This window comes from uncultured Pseudomonas sp., from assembly GCF_943846705.1.
Classification (GTDB): Bacteria; Pseudomonadota; Gammaproteobacteria; order Pseudomonadales; family Pseudomonadaceae; genus Aquipseudomonas.
Map to the genome: position 1 here is coordinate 1005203 of NZ_OX044366.1, position 18822 is coordinate 1024024.

Sequence of the window (18822 nt, forward strand, 5' to 3'; positions counted from 1 at the left end):
GCCTGTTATTATCGACGGACTTTCTGTCTTGCCGGCCGCGCCATGCGGTCAGGCTGTTATTGCGCACCAGCCGAGCGAAGCCCATGAGCACTGAAAAAACCAATCAATCCTGGGGCGGCCGTTTTAGCGAGCCCGTCGATGCCTTTGTTGCCCGCTTTACTGCCTCAGTCGAATTCGACAAGCGCCTGTATCGCCACGACATCATGGGCTCCATCGCCCACGCCACCATGCTGGCTCAAGTCGGCGTGCTGACGGATGCCGAGCGCGACAGCATCATCGACGGCTTGAAGACCATCCAGACCGAGATCGAAGCCGGCCAGTTCGACTGGCGCATCGATCTGGAAGACGTGCACATGAACATCGAGGCGCGTCTGACCGACCGCATCGGCGTCACCGGCAAGAAACTGCACACTGGCCGTAGCCGCAACGACCAAGTCGCCACCGACATCCGCCTGTGGCTGCGTGACGAGATCGACCTGATCCTCGCCGAGATCACCCGCCTGCAGCAGGGCCTGCTGGAACAGGCCGAACGTGAAGCCGAGACCATCATGCCCGGCTTCACCCACCTGCAAACCGCGCAGCCAGTGACCTTCGGCCATCACCTGCTGGCCTGGTTTGAAATGCTCAGCCGTGACTACGAGCGCCTGGTCGATTGCCGCAAGCGCACCAACCGCATGCCACTGGGCTCGGCGGCACTGGCTGGCACCACCTACCCGATTCAGCGTGAGATGACCGCGCAACTGCTCGGTTTCGACGCGGTGGGCGGCAACTCGCTGGACGGCGTATCGGATCGCGACTTCGCCATCGAATTCTGCGCCGCCGCCTCGATTGCCATGATGCACTTGTCGCGCTTCTCCGAAGAGCTGGTGCTGTGGACCAGCGCGCAGTTCCAGTTCATCGATCTGCCGGATCGTTTCTGCACTGGCAGCTCGATCATGCCGCAGAAGAAAAACCCCGACGTGCCTGAGCTGGTGCGCGGCAAGACCGGCCGTGTATTCGGCGCCCTGACCGGCCTGCTGACCCTGATGAAAGGCCAACCGCTGGCCTACAACAAGGACAACCAGGAAGACAAAGAGCCGCTGTTCGACGCCGCCGACACCCTGCGCGACAGCCTGCGTGCCTTTGCTGACATGATTCCGGCGATCAAGCCAAAAGCCGCGATCATGCGCGAGGCGGCGCTGCGTGGTTTCTCCACCGCCACCGACCTGGCCGACTACCTGGTACGCAAAGGTCTGCCGTTCCGCGACTGCCACGAAATTGTCGGCCATGCGGTGAAGTACGGCGTCGACAGCGGTAAGGACCTGGCCGAGATGAGCCTGGAAGAACTGCGCCAGTTCAGCGAGCAGATCGAACAGGACGTGTTCGCCGTACTGACCCTGGAAGGCTCGGTGAATGCCCGCGACCATATCGGCGGCACCGCGCCGAATCAGGTGCGTGCAGCGGTCAAGCGCGGCTTAGCCTTGTTAGGCGAGCGCTAGTCCGGCGGTACACGGCGGCGCGCAATGCGCCGCCGGCATAACGCTGCTGTCGCCCACGTCGGCAGCATGTTCAGCTGGCCAGTGGGTCAGAACGCTTGCGCCGGGTCTCGGCGAAGGCGCTGGTACCTAGCCACAGCCAAAGGCTCTGCGCATCCGCCTCTCGCCCGTCTACGCTTAATTCATGGCTGTGGATAACTTCTTTCGGCGTTCGATCCCCCGCCCACACCTCGGTCAAGGCGCGCACGGTGGCATCGACCAGCAGGGTCAGCTCGCGCCCAGGATCGTCACGGCACAGGTCCGCAACCCCCTCTTCGACCACCAGCCACCAACGTCCCTCACCCGGACGCGCGTCGCGAAAGCTGAAATGGATGACTACCGGACAAGATGGAAACGCCTCGAGGCGGACAAATCGGCGCACGTCCCACATCAGCAGTCCGGCATCAAGTTGATCGTCACGCAGGCGACTGCCGATCCACTGGGCACCCCAGTGACCGAGGGCCATGACGATCGGTCGCAGGTCCTCACCGGCCGCCGTCAGGCTGTACTCCCAGACATTACCGACGGCTGTGCGCTGCAGCACGCCGACCTCTTCCAGGTGGCGCAGGCGCTGGGCCAACAGGCTGCTGGACATGCGCGGCACGCCACGATGCAAATCATTGAAGCGCTTGCTGCCGCACAACAGCTCACGTACCACCAAGGGCGTCCAGCGACTGCACAGCGCCTCGGCGCCGCGGGCAACGGTGCAGAACTGCCCGTAGCTGTTGTCCATCTTCAACCCTCCGCGTAGGAACACTTCAGATTCTGGACTAGTTGCGCGATTAAACCAGGCGCAGGCTGAGACTCATGAGTTCACCGCAATGAGGAGAACGACCATGAGCATGATTGCAATCATTCAGCGTCCATCGGTATTGCTCGATCGCCAGGCGACCCTGGTCAGGGCAGTGGAATCGGTAGCCGAGGCCGCCGCCGCAGGTGCCGAATTGGTGGTGCTGCCGGAACAATTCATTCCCGGCTACCCATCGTGGATTTGGCGCCTGGCGGCCGGCAAGGACGGCGCACTGATGGGCCAGCTGCACGAACAGTTGCTGGCCAACGCAGTGGATATCGCCCGCGGCGATCTGGCCCCCTTGCAGCAAGCCGCCCGCCACCACGCTGTGACCATCGTGTGCGGCCTCAACGAGTGCGACAGCAGCCGAGGTGGCGGCACTCTCTACAACAGCGTGGTAGTGATCGCTGCGGACGGTGCGCTGCTCAATCGCCATCGCAAGCTAATGCCGACCAACCCCGAACGCATGGTGCATGGTTTGGGCGACGCCTCTGGCCTGCGTACGCTCGACACCCCAGTCGGCCGCCTCGGCACGCTGATCTGTTGGGAGAGCTACATGCCACTGGCGCGTTACGCCCTGTATGCCGAAGGCGTACAGGTCTATGTGGCGCCCACCTATGACAGCGGCGAGGGCTGGTTGGCAACACTGCGCCACATCGCCCTCGAAGGCCGCTGCTGGGTGCTCGGCAGCGGTACCGTGCTGCGCGGCAGCGATATTCCCAAGGGCCTGCCAGGACGTGCGCAACTGTTTCCCGAGGCAGACGAATGGATCAACGACGGCGACTCAGTGGTCATCGACCCTCAAGGCCACAGCGTCGCCGGCCCCCTGCACCGCGAGAGCGGCATTCTCTACGCGCAGATCGACAGCAGCCGGGTAGCCCCGGCACGCCGAGCCCTGGACGTGTGCGGCCACTACGCACGCCCGGACATCTTCGACCTGCACGTGCGGCGCGCACCCTTGGAAGCGGCGCACTTTATTGATCAATAAAACCCAGCCAGGGCCAGACGCACTGCGCCTGGCCAATGAGAGGAGAACACTCATGAACAGCCAACCTAGCTATCAGGGCCAGTGCTTTTGCGGCGCAGTGCGCTTCACCGTCAGTGGCGAGCCGGCCGCCATGGGCTATTGCCATTGTGAGTCATGCCGCCAGTGGTCCGCCGGACCGGTTAATGCTTTCACCCTCTGGCCACCACAGGCGCTCGAGATAACCCAGGGTGCAGAACATATCGGCCACTACAACAAGACCGCGCAGAGCAAGCGCCAATGGTGCCAGCGCTGCGGCGGCCACCTGTTCACCGAACATCCGGGCATGGATCTGATCGATGTGTATGCCGCGCTGCTGCCGCAACTCACCTTCAGCCCAGAGCTGCATGTGCACTACCAAGAGGCCATGCTGCGGATCACCGACGGCCTGCCCAAGTGGCAGGACGTGCCCAAGGAGATGGGCGGATCGGGCATCAACCTAGCCGAGTAATACCGCCACGCGCGCATCATCCTCGGTGCTCGATGGCCGGGGCACGGGCGGGCTTGCAGTGTGCCTGCTCGGCCTCGGTCGCTAGCCGCGACTCTTTTTAACGGCCAGCGACCCGGAAGCCCCAGACGCCTGCGGGATCACTGCGTGCGGTTTTCTTTGCCTGATTGCCCTAGCTCTAGTTACGCTGGCATTTTTCTACGGCTGAACTAGCCCTTGCTGCGAGCTCCACATGCCCCTGCACATCCGTCCCGCCACAGTCGCAGACGCGGCCCTAATCCTGGGTTTTATCACCGACCTGGCCATCTACGAAAAAGCCGAACACGAGGTAAAAACCGACGTAGCCGGCATAGAAGCGAGCCTGTTCGGCCCTGACAGTACTTCGCATGGGCTGATTTGCGAAGCCGATGGCGTAGCGATTGGTTATGCCGTGTACTTTTTCAGCTACTCGACCTGGCTAGGCAAACACGGCATCTACCTCGAAGACCTCTACGTCCACTCCGCTCACCGCAAGATCGGCGCTGGCAAGGCATTGCTCCGGCACCTAGCACAACTGGCCGTGAGCAAAGGTTGTGGCCGTCTGGAGTGGGCAGTACTGGACTGGAACACGCCCGCTATCGAGTTCTATGAATCATTCGGCGCCAAACCCCAAGACGAATGGACCACCTACCGCCTTACTGGCCAAGCCCTGCTGGACTTTGCCCAGGGCTGAAGCAGCCACCTTCCGGAGTAGTACATGAGCGAGCAAGACGACGAGGCCTTTGCCGAGGACACCCTGATTCAGGCCATTGAAAACCAGCTCGAAGCCGGCGAACCGGCCTTCGTCCAGGCCGTGCTGAACAAACTGACGCTGGTCGGCTACGAGCGCGAAGCGATCATCGAGCTGATGGCGCTGGTACTGGCCGATGAAATCGAGGTGATGCTGCGCGATGACCGCGCCTTCGACCTCGCCCGCTACGAGCAAGGCCTGCGCGCCTTGCCCGAGCTGCCGGAACAGGCACCGTAAAAAGTCCGCAGATTTTTACCCCACTGCCTGCCGAGTTCTGGCAGCATCAAGCCACAGCAGACTGTGCGGCGCTTCACTACACTGCCATGGCAGGCTGCCTTGTTTCAGCCGATTTACCGCAGCGGGTGCTGCAGCCGCCGGCCGCAGCTCACTAAAACATGAAGCTGGAGTACTTATGGCCTTTACCCCCGAACTGATTGCCGAATTGGAAATCCTCGCACTGTTCAACCTGGGCACCACCCAGGAAGGCATCAAGGTTCACCACACGGCCAGCCCCTCGGCGATTGCCGCCGCGATCCGCCTGCATGACAAAGGCCTGATCAGCCAAGCCGATGGTGGCTACCTGACCAGCCTTGGCCTGGATGCAGCGCAACACGCACAAACCCTACTGACCATTCTCAACGTAACCGAAGCCGCCTAACCCGCCCCAGCCTGCGTTGTAGCGGCACGTTCACGCGGCCCGCGACGCAGGCGACAACCCTGTATCCACAGCCGTCCGCCAGCACCTGGCCAGGCATGATCACGTATAGCCCCGCAGAGCCTGAGCATGAGTCGCACCGAGGAAATTCGCCCGGACATTGATGACGGTATCGACCGCAAGGTACTCACGCAGCTGCGCGCGCGCTTCCTCACTCTCAACCAGGGCCGCCTGCAACGTGCCATGCAGGCGCTGTCGACGCGCCAGCAGCTGGTACTGAAACTGCTGCCGCTGTTGTTCCACGTCAATCATCCGCTGCTCCCTGGCTACGTCTCCGGGCTAACCCCGGCCGGCCTCAGCGGCTTCACCCCGGATGACGAACTGCTGGCCGAGGTGCAGCGCCTGACGCGCTCATTCACCTACAAGCCTTACCGCAGCCAAGATCAGCTGCCTATCCACGGCCTGTTTCTGATGGGCAGCCTGGGCACCGTCGCGCAGGCCGAGCAGAGCGACATGGACCTCTGGGTGTGCCACGCCAGCGACCTCAGCCCGCAACAGCTGCATGAGCTGCATAAGAAATGCGCACTGCTGGAAAGCTGGGCGGCAACCCTGGGTGCCGAGGCGCATTTTTTTCTGATCAACCCCGCACGCTTCATCCTCGGCGAGCGCGAATCGCAACTGACCTCGGACGATTGCGGCACCACCCAGCACTACTTGCTGCTCGACGAGTTCTACCGCACTGCGATCTGGCTCGGCGGGCGCACTCCGCTGTGGTGGTTGGTCCCCGTGTATGAAGAACAGCGTTATCAGCACTACACCAGCACCCTGCTGGCCAAGCGCTTTGTCCGCAGCGAGGACGTCATCGACCTCGGGCACCTGGCGCGCATCCCGCCGGAAGAGTTTATCGGCGCGGGCATGTGGCAGCTGTTCAAGGGCATCGAGTCGCCCTACAAGTCGGTGCTCAAGCTGCTGCTGACCGAGGTTTACGCCAGCGAACACCCCAAGGTCGAGTGCCTGTCGCTGCGCTTCAAGCAGGCCGTGTTCGCCAACCGCCTGGATGTCGATGAGCTCGACCCCTATATCGTGGTGTATCGTCGTTTAGAGGAATACTTGCTCGGCCGTGGCGAACACGAACGCCTAGAGCTGATCCGCCGCTGCCTGTACCTCAAGGTCGATAAAAAGCTCAGCCGGCCGCCGCGCCACAACCGCAAGAGCTGGCAACGCCTGCTGCTGGAGCGCCTGACCCATGACTGGAACTGGGACAGTCGCCAGCTGGCCATGCTCGACAGCCGTAGCCAGTGGAAGGTCCGCCAGGTCAGCGTGGAGCGGCGCATGCTGGTCAATGAACTGACCTACAGCTATCGCTTTCTGTCGGCGTTCGCGCGTAACGCCGCCGTGGGCAGTTCGCTCAACAGTCGCGACCTCGGTATCCTCGGCCGCCGCCTGTACGCGGCATTCGAGCGCAAGGCCGGCAAGATCGAATTTATTAACCCCGGCATCGCCCCCGACCTCGCCGAAGACACCCTAACCCTGGCCCAGAGCCCCAGCCCGGATGATCCCAACGAAACCCTCTGGGCCCTCTACAGCGGCAACGTCAACGCACAAGAGCTGGCCGATTTCTCACCGCTCAAGCGCTCACGCGAGCTGATCGAGCTGCTCGCGTGGTGCCAGCGCAATGGCGTGATCGACAGCAGCACACGCCTGTCGCTGCACCCTGGCAGCAGCGACCTCAGCGAGTTTGAACTGTCCAACCTGCTCAGTAGTCTGCAGCAGGCGATCCCCTTGCCACTGCCGGCAATCGACGAAAGCGCCTTGCTCAGCGCCAGCATCCCCAGCGAGGTGCTGTTACTGGTCAACGTCGGCATCGATCCGCTTAAGCAGTTCAGCCAGATGAACATGCACATGACCAGCGAGCGCACCGATGCCCTGGGTTATTCCGGGGTGCGCGAGAACCTGATTCTGACCCTCGACCAGGTCACCCTGAACAGCTGGAACGAAGTGCTGGTGACCCGCTATGACGGCCCCACTGCACTGCTCGACTGCCTGCGCGACTTCCTCAACAACCTCCCCGCCAACGGCCGTAAACCTAACCTGCGGGTGCGCTGCTTTTGCCGCAACCGCGCCACGGCGATTGCTGAGCGGGTCGAGGAACTGTTCCGCGAAACCCTCGGCAGCTTCAGCAGCAAACAGGCCAATCGCTACCTGCTGCAGATCAAGCAGCAGTACCACCTGCTTGAACTAAAGCCCGGGCACGTCAGCCACACCAGCCTGAAAGACCTGCCCACGCTAATCGAACACCTGGGCGCAGAGCTGCCCGGCTACAGTGATTTACATCTGGATCGAAGCGCTCTGCAAGGTGAGGACCTGGCGCTGATCCTGCCGCTCGGCCGGCCGCAGTGCATCCAAGTGTTCTACCGACTGAACGAAGCCAGCGAGCAGGCCGAGCTGACGGTGCTCGACGAACACAACGCGCTGTGGCGCCAACAACTGCCGTACCGTGATGAGCAGAGCTTGCTCACCCCACTGCAACGCTTTCTGCAATCAGTGCTGTACCGGCGCAATGCCCTGCTGCCGCTGGATAACCTGCCGGCGCACCAGCCGCTGGAGATTATCTACTACCAAGTGCTGCCGGATGCACCGCTGCGCGCGCAGAGTTTGGAACGCCGCTCGCCGCCGCTGTCACCGATCAGCCACCCGTTTTATGACGTGCAGGCCATCGTCGAACCCGGCGATGGCCGACGCTCGCACGTCACCTTGTACTGTAATCACCGAGAGTTTTCTGAACTGGAATACGCTGGCGATCTGTTCGCCGCCGTCGCCCAACACATCCTCGCGCAACGCCGCGATAGCGCGCGCTACCCCTGCTATATCACCGACTTAGACCTGTCGGCGGTACTCGGCGAAGGGCATATGCAGAGCGTGCATTACCTGCGTTACAAGAGCCGCCTTGAGGCGGCGCTGAATCAGGCGCTGCAAAAAGCCTGAGCGCACGACTCAGCCGCGGCTGTATTCGCCGGCAGCTTCCGGCTGATATTCCACCGCCAACAGTGTCAGCTTGAGCACTTTGCCGCTGGGCGCGACCCAGTCAATATGTTGACCGACGGACAGACCGAGCAGGGCCGTGCCGACCGGCGCGAGGATCGAAACACTGCCTTCACTGCGGGCATCCTGCGGATAGACCAGGGTCAGGTGGTAATCCTTGCCACTGCTTTCTTCGCGGCAATGCACGCGCGAATTCATGGTCACCACCCCGGCCGGCACCTCGTCATGCCCCACCACATCGGCACGGTCGAGTTCGGCCTGCAACGCCACGGCATTGGGGCCGAAGTCATCGAGACTGTCGAGCAAATGCTCCAAGCGCTGCAGATCAAGACGGGTGATGATGAGCGAAGATGGGCTGGTCATGGTGCGGGTATGTCCCCTTTACGGATGGTGAAAAAAGCAAAACCCCATCACGAAGACGGGGTTTTGCAAGATTTTGCTGACCGTACCACAGCTACCTAAATAAACAAGACCACCCGGTCAAGGGTTATCGTCACGCTGTTGCAGGCGCACCTCGGCCGCCGCACAAATCGCGCGCTGGCGCGGCTGGTCGGCTTTACTCCAGTCCAGAATGTCCTGCAGCGTACGCCCGCACCCCAGGCAGATATCCTGATCATCCAGGCAGCACTGGCGACGGCAGGGCGAGTCAATCGGCTCGCCCACCGCCTCAGAGCTCTTCGAACTCAAGGTCGGCACCGGATTGCTCGAGGGTGATGCGCGCGAGCATTTCACCCAGCTGCTCGTCGCTGCTGTCGCACATCCAGCGCTCGCTGGCCTGGTCGTAATCAAAATGAAAACCACCGGAACGGGCCGCCAGCCAGAGTTGGCGCAATGGCTCCTGGCGACTGAAGATCAGCTGAGTGCCGTTCTCGAATCGTACGGTCAGCACTCCGGCCGAGTTTTCCAGATCAAGGTCCAGGTCGCAGTCATCGAAAATATCTTCCACCGCCTGCTGGGTGGCATCGACCAGATCGTGAAAGCGGGCTTCGGTCAAACTCATTGCGACGTACCTCAAAAAAAGTTCAGCGACTGCAACAGTCTTGGGCTGTGGTGATAAATGTTTGTTCAGCTGACGGCTGATACTCACCGGTGCATTGCCCGGTTCAACGCCGGATCACGCCGACCATACAGCACCCGTTGCGGGCGTAGTTCACCCAGCAACGGGCAAAAGCATAACCCGGCTTCGGGCAAACGCCGCTGCAGGGTACGCGGACTCAGCAGCAAACGCCCGGCGATTTGCTGCAGGCGCGTCATCGAGCACGTTATCGCCCCAAGTAATCGAGCAAACCCTGTAGGCCGGCGATTGAAACCAAGGGTTTAGCGCTGCGAGCGTGCCCATCCAGTCGCCTGATCTGCGCTGCTGGCGCCTGCACCAAAGATACAGGCAGGCCCCGCCAGACGGGAAACCCAGCGCATAGGCAAGGCGTCGGGGCCTCGGTATACTCCAGCGCATTATGCTTTTTATAGGGATTTCATCATGAAGCGGTTGTTTACTGCCCTCTTCACCGTGGTTGCTCTCAGCACCCTGCTCGCTGGCTGCGGCCAGAAAGGCCCGCTGTTCCTGCCAGAAGAAAGCCAGCCCGCGCCGGCCCAGGCCGAACCCGCAGCCGAACCTGCCCAGACCGAATAAGGACAGCGCATGAACGCCTTCAACTACCGCGACGGTGCGCTGTTCGCGGAAGGGGTGGCGTTGTCCGCCATCGCCCAACGCTTCGGCACGCCGACTTATGTCTATTCGCGTGCACATATCGAAGCGCAGTACCGCGCCTATGCCGATGCCTTGCAGGGCATGCCGCATCTGGTGTGTTTTGCGGTCAAAGCCAACTCCAATATCGGCGTTTTGAATGTCCTGGCACGCCTCGGCGCCGGCTTCGACATCGTCTCGCGCGGCGAACTGGAACGGGTGCTAGCCGCCGGCGGTGAGCCGAGCAAGATCGTCTTCTCCGGTGTGGGCAAGAGCCGCGACGATATGCGCCGCGCCCTGGCAGTGGGCGTGCATTGCTTTAACGTCGAATCCACTGACGAGCTGGAACGCCTACAGGTTGTCGCCGCTGAGCTGGGCAAGACCGCGGCAATTTCGCTGCGGGTCAACCCGGACGTCGATGCGGGCACCCACCCGTACATTTCCACCGGGCTGAAAGAAAACAAGTTCGGCATCGATATCGAGCATGCACCTGCGGTCTATGCCCGCGCAGCGGCCTTGCCGAACCTGCAGGTGGTCGGTGTTGATTGCCATATCGGCTCGCAGCTGACCACGCTGCCGCCGTTCCTCGACGCCCTGGAGCGCTTGCTCGCTCTGATCGACAACCTGGCCGGCCAAGGCATCCAGATCAAGCATCTGGACTTGGGTGGCGGCCTCGGCGTGCAGTACCGCGATGAACAACCACCACTGGCCGGCGACTATATCAAGGCGGTGCGTGAGCGCATTGCCGGGCGTGACCTGAAGCTGGTGTTTGAACCGGGCCGTTCGATTGTGGCCAACGCCGGTGTCCTGCTGACCCAGGTCGAGTACCTCAAGCACACCGAGCACAAGGACTTCGCCATCGTCGATGCGGCGATGAACGACCTGATCCGTCCGGCACTGTATCAAGCCTGGATGGACGTGGTGCCGGTGCAACCGCGCGATGCCGCCACCCGCAATTACGACATCGTCGGGCCGATTTGCGAAACCGGCGATTTCCTCGCCAAGAACCGCGATCTGGCCCTGATTGAAGGCGATTTGCTGGCGGTGCGCTCGGCCGGTGCTTATGGCTTTGTCATGAGTTCCAACTACAACACCCGCGGCCGCGCCGCCGAGGTGATGGTGGATGGCGAACAGGCCTTCGAAGTGCGTCGTCGCGAGACGCTCAGCGAGCTTTTTGCAGGCGAAAGCAGCCTGCCGCCCGCGAGCTAAAAGGACACGCTCATGTTATTGCGCTTTACCAAGATGCACGGCCTCGGCAACGACTTTATGGTCCTCGACCTGGTCAGCCAGCACGCGCACATTCAGCCGAAAAACGCCAAGCAGTGGGGCGACCGCCACACCGGCGTCGGCTTCGATCAGTTGTTGCTGGTCGAGCCGCCGAGCAACCCGGACGTGGACTTCCGCTACCGCATCTTCAATGCCGACGGCTCTGAAGTAGAGCAGTGCGGTAACGGTGCACGCTGCTTCGCGCGCTTCGTGCTGGACAAACGCCTGACGGTGAAGAAGCAGATACGCGTGGAAACCAAGGGCGGCATCATCGAGCTGGACGTGCGCAGCGATGGGCAGATCAGCGTCAACATGGGCGCACCGCGCCTGGTGCCTGCCGATATTCCGTTCCAGGCCGAACAGCAGGCGTTGAGCTATCGCGTGGCGGTGGACGAGCAACAGGTTGAACTGGCGGCCGTGTCCATGGGCAACCCGCATGCCGTGCTGCGGGTCGACAGCGTCGACAGCGCCCCGGTGCATTGCCTGGGGCCGAAGCTGGAACACCACCCGCGCTTCCCGCAGCGGGTCAATGTCGGCTTCCTGCAAGTAGTCGACCGCCAACGCGCCAAGCTGCGTGTATGGGAACGCGGTGCCGGCGAGACCCAGGCCTGCGGCACCGGCGCCTGTGCGGCGGCAGTAGCGGCGATCAGCCAAGGCTGGATGGACTCTCCGGTGCAGATCGAATTGCCCGGCGGCAAGCTGAGCATTGAATGGGCAGGCCCAGGCCAGCCCGTTATGATGACCGGCCCCGCCGTTCGTGTTTACGAAGGACAGGTCCGTTTATGACCGACAAGCAGGATTTACCCAAGCCATTGGATTCGGAAACAGTTGCCGCCTACCTGCGCCTGCATCCGGAATTCTTTATCGACCACGACGAGTTGATCCCCGAACTGCGTATTCCGCACCAGCGCGGCGATACCGTGTCGCTGGTTGAGCGCCAGGTAAAACTGCTGCGCGAGCGCAATATCGAAATGCGCCATCGCCTCTCACAACTCATGGACGTGGCCCGCGACAACGACCGCCTGTTCGACAAAACCCGCCGCCTGGTGCTTGATCTGCTCGATGCCAACAGCCTGGAAGAGGTGGTCAGCTGCGTGGAAGACAGCCTGCGCAGTGAGTTTCAGGTGCCCTTTGTCAGCCTGATCCTGTTCAGTGACGCGCCGCTGCCCGTGGGCCGCTCCGTCAGCAGCGCCGAAGCGCATCAGGCCATCGGCGGCCTGCTGGCCGGCGGCAAGACCATCTGCGGCGTGCTGCGTGAGCATGAACTGAACTTCCTGTTCGGCAGCAAAAACGCCAAACAGGTCGGTTCGGCAGCAGTGGTCAGCATCTCCGATCAAGGCCTGCACGGTGTGCTGGCAATTGGCAGCAGCGATCCACAGCATTACAAAAGCTCGCTGGGCACCCTGTTCCTCGGCTATATCGCCGAAGTCCTGGCGCGGGTTTTACCCGGTTTCGCCACCCCCTTGCGCTCGGTACGCTAAGCCGCGCAACGAGCGCACCGCAGGGAGCTTGCATGCAAGACCTCTTGGACGCCTACCTCGAGCACCTGCGCAGTGAGCGCCAGCTGTCCTCGCATACTTTGATCGGCTACCGCCACGACCTGAGCAAGCTGCTGGCGCTGTGCACGCTTGAACAAATTGACCGCTGGAGCGCGCTCGACAGCGCGCACCTGCGGCGTATGGTCGGCCGCCTGCACATGCAAGGCCAGTCCAGCCGCAGCCTGGCACGCCTGCTGTCAGCCACTCGCGGCTTGTACCGCTACCTGATCCGCGAAGGCCACTGCCAGAGTGATCCCGCCAGCGGCTTGATGCCGCCCAAGGGCGAGCGCCGCCTGCCGAAAACCCTGGACGCCGACCGCACCGCGCAACTGCTTGATGGCGCGCTGGAAGACGACTTTATCGCCCGCCGCGACCAGGCCATGCTTGAGCTGTTTTATTCATCCGGCTTGCGCCTGTCGGAACTGGTCAGCCTGAACCTCGACGGCCTCGACCTGCCCGCCGGGTTGCTGCGGGTGACGGGCAAGGGCAACAAGACCCGCGAGCTGCCCATCGGCCGGATGGCACGTCAGGCCATGGAGCAATGGCTGCCATTACGCGCCCTGGCGAAGCCTGCCGACGGCGCGGTGTTTATCAGCCAGCAGGGCCGCCGTATCGGCCCGCGCGCGGTGCAGCTGCGGGTACGCCAGGCCGGCGTGCGCGAACTGGGCCAGCACTTGCACCCGCATATGCTGCGCCATAGCTTCGCCAGTCATATGCTCGAGTCGTCGCAGGACTTGCGCGCCGTGCAAGAACTGCTCGGCCACGCCGACATCGCCACCACCCAGGTTTACACCCACCTGGATTTCCAGCACCTGGCCACCGTCTATGACCAGGCTCACCCCAGGGCTAAACGCAAAGGCGGCACAGAATGACTATTCAGCTAATCACCTTCGACCTCGACGACACCCTGTGGGATGTCACCCCGGTGATGCAGGACGCCGAGGCGGCGCTGCGCAACTGGCTGACCCTGCACGCACCGCGCCTCGGCGCAGTGCCGGTGGAGCACCTGTGGTCGATTCGCGCCGGCCTGCTGCAGGCCGAACCAATGCTCAAGCATCGCCTCAGCGAGCTGCGTCGGCGTATCCTCCTGCATGCCCTGACAGACGCAGGCTACCCGCACAGCGACGCGCAGGTGCTGGCCGAGGCCGGCTTTCAGATATTCCTCGCGGCGCGTCATCAGGTCGAACTGTTCGCCGAAGTGCATCCCACACTCGAGGCACTGGCCAATCGTTTCCAACTCGGGGTGATCACCAACGGTAATGCCGATGTGCGCCGCCTCGGTCTGGCGGACTACTTCCAGTTCGCCCTGTGCGCCGAGGAACTGGGCGTCGGCAAGCCCGACCCGAAACCCTTTACCGAAGCGCTGAAACGCGCCGGTATTGCCGCCGAGCACGCGGTGCATATCGGCGACCATCCCAGCGATGACATCGCCGGGGCTCAGGCTGCCGGGCTGCGCGCCATCTGGTTCAACCCTCAGGGCAAAACCTGGGAGGCCGATAATCTGCCGGATGGGCAGGTTCGCAGCCTGGCCGAACTGCCCGCACTGCTGCACAGCTGGAGCTGAACGGCGAGCCTATAGGGCGTCAGGCGTAGGCTGGGTTAGCGGCCAACGCCATCCCGCGCACCTCACAGACTCTGCTGCCGCGTAACCCCACAGCATGCCGGCAGGCACGCAGCAGTGAAGGGTTACGCCCCAAATGCCACATTGCCAAATATCGCCACGGCGGCTAACCCATCCTACGATCCGAGCCACCACAAAAAAGCCCACAGGCTTTTGACCTGTGGGCTTTTTGGTTTACCGCAAGCGCTTAGATAGGGCGACTGCCGTATTTGCCTTCCGGCTTTTTCGGTGGATCTGAGACCACATTCGGCTCGACCTCCTGCACCTTGCCGCCACGCGAGAGGAACTCTTCCATGGCGCGGGCCAAGGCATCACGGTCTTTCTGCTTGGCTTCTACGCTCGGCAGTTCGTCTACCGAGACAGCGGACTTGGCTTTTTTGCTTTTGCTGGCGGGTACGACTTCGTCGTCACCGTCGCCATCATCACTGCTGTCGTCATCTGCGGCAGCCAATTCTTCGCTTTCGTCTTCGTCAGCGCTTTCTAATTCGTCGTTTTCCAGATCATCGTCGCTCATGTTCCAACCTCATGACTTGCGAAAAGCAGAGTAGTTATAGCCCAGCTGCGTCAGCTTTCTAACGCCGCTGATAAAAAATCCAGGGGGTCCTGCCTTGGCTGAGCGCTGCGCATCGGCGATCTGCACTCAACGGCGCGCATTTTAGGGTCTGTTGCCATTTGATCACAACAAACAGACCTTAACTCTCGCAGAAAAAACAAAGGGCGCCATTAGGCGCCCTTGTTCAAACCAGCGGAAATCAGCGCTTGGTGAATTCCGGATAGGCTTCCATGCCGCACTCGGCAATGTCCACGCCTTCGTATTCCTCTTCCTCGGTTACCCGCAGACCAATCACCAGCTTGATGATGGACCAGACGATCAGGCTGGTGATGAACACCCAGGCGAAGATCGCACCAATACCCAGCAGCTGCGCGCCGAGAGTCGCATCGCCATTGGTCAGGCAAACCGCCAACAGGCCCCAGATCCCGACCACACCATGCACCGAGATGGCACCGACAGGGTCGTCGAGTTTCAGCTTGTCCAGACCGAGGATCGAGAACACCACCAGCACGCCACCCACACCACCGATCAGGGTGGCCTGCAGGGCAGTCGGGGTCAGCGGTTCGGCGGTAATCGCCACCAGGCCCGCCAGCGCACCGTTAAGGGCCATGGTCAGGTCAGTCTTGCCGAACAGGATACGTGCCACGATCAGCGCCGCAATCAGGCCACCGGCAGCGGCCATGTTGGTGTTAACGAACACATTGGCCACGGCGTTAGCGTCTTCGACGGTGCTCATCTTCAGCTGCGAGCCACCGTTGAAGCCGAACCAGCCCATCCACAGGATAAAGGTACCCAGCGCCGCCATCGGCAGGTTGGCGCCAGGAATGGCGTTAACCTGGCCATTCGGGCCGTACTTGCCTTTACGTGCACCGAGCAGCAACACACCCGCCAGAGCAGCACTCGCACCCGCCATGTGCACCACACCGGAACCGGCAAAGTCGAGGAAGCCCGCTTCGTTGAGGAAGCCCGAACCCCACTTCCAGAAGCCCTGTACCGGGTAGATGAAACCGGTCATGACCACCGCAAAGGCGAGAAAGGCCCACAGTTTCATGCGCTCAGCCACGGCACCAGACACGATCGACATACAGGTCGCGGCGAACACCACCTGGAAGAAGAAGTCCGAACGCGCCGAGTAATACGGCGCATCGTCACCACCGCCGAGGACCGACTCAACGCTGTTCTCGTCACCGATCAAAAAGCCCAGGCTTGGCAGGATGCCGCCTTCCGGGCTGGAGTACATGATGTGGTAGCCGATCACCAGGTACATGATGCTCGCCACGGCGTACAGAGCGATGTTTTTAGTGAGAATCTCGGTGGTGTTCTTGGCGCGCACCAGGCCCGATTCGAGCATGGCGAAACCCGCTGCCATCCACATGACCAAGGCGCCGCAAACCAAAAAGTAGAAGGTATCAAAACCGTACTGCAGTGCAGTCAATGCTGTGTTGTCCATGGTTCACCTCTTGCCGTTGCGCTTTTATAGCGCTATTCGGTTAAGACGTCCGGGTTGGCGCCGGACGCGCTCCGTGTGCTTACAGGTTGTAGCCGCGTTCGTTATGCAGGGCGAGATCGAGGCCAATGGTCTCTTCCTCTTCACTGACCCGCAGGCCCATTACTAGGTCGATCACTTTCAAAATCACCAAGGTCACCAGCGCGGTGTACAGCACCGTGAAGGCCACCCCCTCGAACTGGATCCACAATTGCGCTGGAATATCTTCCACCGTGCCGAAGCCGCCCAAGGCCGGCGCGGCGAACGCCCCAGTGAGAATCGCGCCGACAATGCCGCCTACGGCATGCACGCCGAACACGTCGAGGGAGTCGTCATAGCCCAGCTTGCGTTTCAGGCTGGTGGCGCAGAAGAAGCAGATCGCGCCGCTGGCCAGACCAATCGCCAGAGCGCCCATCGGCCCCGCCGTACCGGATGCCGGAGTAATCGCCACCAGACCTGCCACAGCACCCGAGGCAATGCCCAATACGCTAGGTTTGCGATGGGTGATCCACTCGGCGAACATCCAGCTCAGCGCCGCCGTTGCCGTAGCAATTTGGGTGACCAACATGGCCATACCGGCGCTGCCGTTAGCGGCCAACGCAGAACCTGCGTTGAAGCCGAACCAGCCGACCCAGAGCATGCTGGCACCGATCAGGGTGTAGCCAAGGTTGTGTGGCGGCATAGCCGTGGTCGGAAAACCCTTGCGCTTGCCCAGCACCAGGCAGGCCACCAGACCGGCGATACCGGCGTTGATGTGCACCACGGTGCCACCGGCGAAGTCGAGCACGCCCCAGTCCCACATCAGCGCACCGTCGCCACCCCAGACCATGTGCGCGATAGGCGCATAAACCAGGGTGAACCACACGGCCATAAAGATCAGCATGGCCGAAAACTTCATGCGCTCGGCAAAGGCACCGACGATCAAGGCTGGGGTGATGATGGCGAAGGTCATCTGAAAGGTGATGAACACGCTCTCAGGGATTCCAGCCACCAGGCTGTCCAGGGTCAAACCAGATAGGAAGGCTTTCGAGAAGCCGCCGACAAAGGAGTTGAGGTTAACCACCCCTTGCTCCATGCCGGTGGTATCAAAGGCTAGGCTGTAGCCGTAGACGACCCACAGAATGCTGATCAACCCGGTAACAGCAAAACACTGCATCAACACTGACAGCACGTTCTTCGAACGCACCATGCCGGCGTAAAACAACGCCAAACCGGGGATGGTCATAAACAGCACCAGTACAGTGGCGACCAACATCCAAGCGGTGTCGCCGCTGTTCAGGCTTGCCTCTTCGGCCATGGCAAAGCCAGGAACGAGAGACAATAGGGCTCCTAGCCCTGCGATTTTTCGCAGAGTCATGGTTTAACTCCTGGGGCGTGGGGTTCGTGCGGAGGCTTAAACTGCGTCGGTGCCGGTTTCGCCGGTACGGATGCGGATCGCCTGTTCCAGGTTTACAACGAAAATCTTGCCGTCACCGATTTTGCCGGTATTGGCAGCCTTGGTGATGGCCTCGATCACGCGATCGAGTTGGTCGTCGGCGATGGCCACGTCGATTTTCACTTTTGGCAAGAAATCGACCACGTATTCAGCGCCGCGGTACAGCTCGGTATGGCCCTTCTGACGCCCAAAGCCTTTGACTTCAGTGACAGTGATGCCCTGCACGCCGATCTCCGACAGTGACTCACGAACGTCGTCCAGCTTGAACGGCTTGATGATGGCAGTGACTAGCTTCATGTAACTCTCTCCCGTGTATGGTGGACTTGCCCCAGGAATTACGAACCCGGCTCAAGTCTAAGCGCAGTGCCTGGCTTTTGTAATGCATCGCCGCCCTGATCCAGCGGCATCGATGCTCAGCAACCGCTCCAACGAAACACTTCCTCGCTTCGCCTGACCTACTGGAACTGCATCGGTGCATGTGTCACAGGAGACAAAGCAGAAAGCTTGCCAGGTCATAAAAAATCTATTTATTTCATGGCCTTACAGGTAACACGGCGGTTTTTACCCGATCGCTAGCGACACCCACCGCACTACAACGGTGCAACGGCCGGCCGCGCAACGCGCAAAAACCGTGCAAACAGCACCTAGCCTGCGCCAGGCGCACCCGGCAAGCCGGATAAAGCTGCGTGCTACACTGCCGCCATCTGTAAACGGAACCTGATTATGCTGCCACCTAAAGCCCTGCTAGACGCCCTGACCTCCCACGCCTCGCGCCTGTTTAACGGTGACGCACCCTTGCCGCGCGGCGAGTTCGAAGCCCAATTCAAGGTGCTACTGCAAAGCGCCTTCAGCAAGCTCGACCTGGTCAGCCGGGATGAATTTGACAGTCAGATGGTCGTATTAGCCCGCACCCGCGCGCGCCTGGAAGCCCTCGAAGCCAAGGTCGCCGAGATGGAAACCCGCAGCGCAGACGCCACCGCAAGCAACGCCTAACGCC

The 18822-nt window shown here is 61.6% G+C and carries 22 protein-coding genes and 1 pseudogene; 14 read left to right on the forward strand and 9 right to left on the reverse strand.

Translation table 11 applies throughout. The annotated features are described in order from the left end of the window. Positions 1 to 83: 83 nt before the first annotated feature. Complete coding sequence (argH, locus tag Q0V31_RS04885; protein ID WP_298185058.1) at positions 84 to 1478, forward strand: argininosuccinate lyase; 1395 nt, start codon at positions 84 to 86, stop codon at positions 1476 to 1478. A 70-nt stretch (positions 1479 to 1548) separates the two neighbouring features. Here the strand turns inward: argH and Q0V31_RS04890 are convergent, their stop codons facing one another. Beyond that, positions 1549 to 2247: a helix-turn-helix domain-containing protein gene (locus Q0V31_RS04890; RefSeq protein ID WP_298185062.1), complete on the reverse strand. Its 699-nt coding sequence runs from the start codon at positions 2245 to 2247 to the stop codon at positions 1549 to 1551. Positions 2248 to 2350: 103 nt separating this feature from the next. Here Q0V31_RS04890 and Q0V31_RS04895 point away from each other — a divergent pair, with 103 nt between their 5' ends. From Q0V31_RS04895 to Q0V31_RS04920, 6 genes are all read left to right on the forward strand, one after another. Then, entirely contained in the window at positions 2351 to 3292 is a 942-nt protein-coding gene (locus Q0V31_RS04895) for a carbon-nitrogen hydrolase family protein (protein ID WP_298185065.1), read from the forward strand. Positions 3293 to 3344: 52 nt separating this feature from the next. Next, positions 3345 to 3779: a GFA family protein gene (locus Q0V31_RS04900; RefSeq protein WP_298185068.1), complete on the forward strand. Its 435-nt coding sequence runs from the start codon at positions 3345 to 3347 to the stop codon at positions 3777 to 3779. A gap of 229 nt (positions 3780 to 4008) precedes the next feature. Then, on the forward strand, positions 4009 to 4488 hold the full coding sequence (locus tag Q0V31_RS04905) for a GNAT family N-acetyltransferase (RefSeq protein WP_298185070.1): 480 nt from the start codon (positions 4009 to 4011) through the stop codon (positions 4486 to 4488). A gap of 24 nt (positions 4489 to 4512) precedes the next feature. After that, entirely contained in the window at positions 4513 to 4782 is a 270-nt protein-coding gene (locus tag Q0V31_RS04910) for a hypothetical protein (RefSeq protein ID WP_298185074.1), read from the forward strand. 175 nt (positions 4783 to 4957) lie between these two features. Next, positions 4958 to 5203 (forward strand): TIGR02647 family protein, encoded by a 246-nt coding sequence (locus Q0V31_RS04915; RefSeq protein ID WP_298185079.1) that lies wholly within the window; start codon positions 4958 to 4960, stop codon positions 5201 to 5203. Between the two features lie 126 nt (positions 5204 to 5329). Continuing rightward, positions 5330 to 8185 (forward strand): class I adenylate cyclase, encoded by a 2856-nt coding sequence (locus tag Q0V31_RS04920; RefSeq protein WP_298185082.1) that lies wholly within the window; start codon positions 5330 to 5332, stop codon positions 8183 to 8185. A 9-nt stretch (positions 8186 to 8194) separates the two neighbouring features. On the opposite strand, the gene rnk is transcribed toward Q0V31_RS04920, so the two are convergent. The 4 genes and pseudogenes from rnk to Q0V31_RS04940 all read right to left on the reverse strand — a co-directional run. After that, entirely contained in the window at positions 8195 to 8605 is a 411-nt protein-coding gene (gene rnk, locus Q0V31_RS04925; protein ID WP_298185085.1) for a nucleoside diphosphate kinase regulator, read from the reverse strand. Between the two features lie 117 nt (positions 8606 to 8722). Further along, a complete protein-coding gene (locus Q0V31_RS04930; protein WP_298185087.1) occupies positions 8723 to 8929 on the reverse strand; it encodes a DUF1289 domain-containing protein in 207 nt (68 codons plus the stop codon). Beyond that, on the reverse strand, positions 8910 to 9242 hold the full coding sequence (gene cyaY, locus Q0V31_RS04935; protein ID WP_298185089.1) for an iron donor protein CyaY: 333 nt from the start codon (positions 9240 to 9242) through the stop codon (positions 8910 to 8912). Before cyaY ends, Q0V31_RS04930 begins: the two co-directional genes overlap by 20 nt. A gap of 104 nt (positions 9243 to 9346) precedes the next feature. Further along, positions 9347 to 9487 (reverse strand): annotated as a pseudogene (locus Q0V31_RS04940) (AraC family transcriptional regulator); the annotation flags it as partial. A gap of 232 nt (positions 9488 to 9719) precedes the next feature. Here Q0V31_RS04940 and Q0V31_RS04945 point away from each other — a divergent pair. From Q0V31_RS04945 to Q0V31_RS04970, 6 genes are read left to right on the forward strand one after another with little or no spacing between them, the layout of a single operon-like run. Beyond that, positions 9720 to 9872: a lipoprotein gene (locus Q0V31_RS04945; RefSeq protein WP_298185092.1), complete on the forward strand. Its 153-nt coding sequence runs from the start codon at positions 9720 to 9722 to the stop codon at positions 9870 to 9872. A gap of 9 nt (positions 9873 to 9881) precedes the next feature. Beyond that, positions 9882 to 11135 (forward strand): diaminopimelate decarboxylase, encoded by a 1254-nt coding sequence (gene lysA / locus Q0V31_RS04950; protein WP_298185094.1) that lies wholly within the window; start codon positions 9882 to 9884, stop codon positions 11133 to 11135. 12 nt (positions 11136 to 11147) lie between these two features. Continuing rightward, complete coding sequence (gene dapF / locus Q0V31_RS04955) at positions 11148 to 11978, forward strand: diaminopimelate epimerase (RefSeq protein WP_298185097.1); 831 nt, start codon at positions 11148 to 11150, stop codon at positions 11976 to 11978. Continuing rightward, entirely contained in the window at positions 11975 to 12673 is a 699-nt protein-coding gene (locus Q0V31_RS04960; RefSeq protein WP_298185101.1) for a DUF484 family protein, read from the forward strand. Before dapF ends, Q0V31_RS04960 begins: the two co-directional genes overlap by 4 nt. A gap of 32 nt (positions 12674 to 12705) precedes the next feature. Continuing rightward, positions 12706 to 13602, forward strand: coding sequence for a tyrosine recombinase XerC (xerC, locus tag Q0V31_RS04965; RefSeq protein WP_298185105.1), 897 nt, complete (start codon positions 12706 to 12708; stop codon positions 13600 to 13602). Further along, complete coding sequence (locus Q0V31_RS04970) at positions 13599 to 14294, forward strand: HAD-IA family hydrolase (protein WP_298185107.1); 696 nt, start codon at positions 13599 to 13601, stop codon at positions 14292 to 14294. The genes xerC and Q0V31_RS04970 overlap by 4 nt, the downstream gene beginning before the upstream one ends. A gap of 244 nt (positions 14295 to 14538) precedes the next feature. Here Q0V31_RS04970 and sutA read toward each other — a convergent pair whose 3' ends face one another. The 4 genes from sutA to glnK form a co-directional block, all read right to left on the reverse strand. Further along, on the reverse strand, positions 14539 to 14865 hold the full coding sequence (sutA, locus tag Q0V31_RS04975) for a transcriptional regulator SutA (protein WP_298185110.1): 327 nt from the start codon (positions 14863 to 14865) through the stop codon (positions 14539 to 14541). Between the two features lie 238 nt (positions 14866 to 15103). Beyond that, a complete protein-coding gene (locus Q0V31_RS04980) occupies positions 15104 to 16354 on the reverse strand; it encodes an ammonium transporter (RefSeq protein ID WP_298185113.1) in 1251 nt (416 codons plus the stop codon). A gap of 79 nt (positions 16355 to 16433) precedes the next feature. Then, positions 16434 to 17747 (reverse strand): ammonium transporter, encoded by a 1314-nt coding sequence (locus Q0V31_RS04985; protein WP_298185115.1) that lies wholly within the window; start codon positions 17745 to 17747, stop codon positions 16434 to 16436. Between the two features lie 36 nt (positions 17748 to 17783). Next, positions 17784 to 18122 (reverse strand): P-II family nitrogen regulator, encoded by a 339-nt coding sequence (glnK, locus tag Q0V31_RS04990; RefSeq protein ID WP_021700071.1) that lies wholly within the window; start codon positions 18120 to 18122, stop codon positions 17784 to 17786. A gap of 426 nt (positions 18123 to 18548) precedes the next feature. On the opposite strand from glnK, the gene Q0V31_RS04995 reads away from it, so the two are divergent. Then, a complete protein-coding gene (locus Q0V31_RS04995) occupies positions 18549 to 18818 on the forward strand; it encodes an accessory factor UbiK family protein (RefSeq protein ID WP_298185133.1) in 270 nt (89 codons plus the stop codon). The last annotated feature ends 4 nt before the right edge of the window (positions 18819 to 18822 follow it).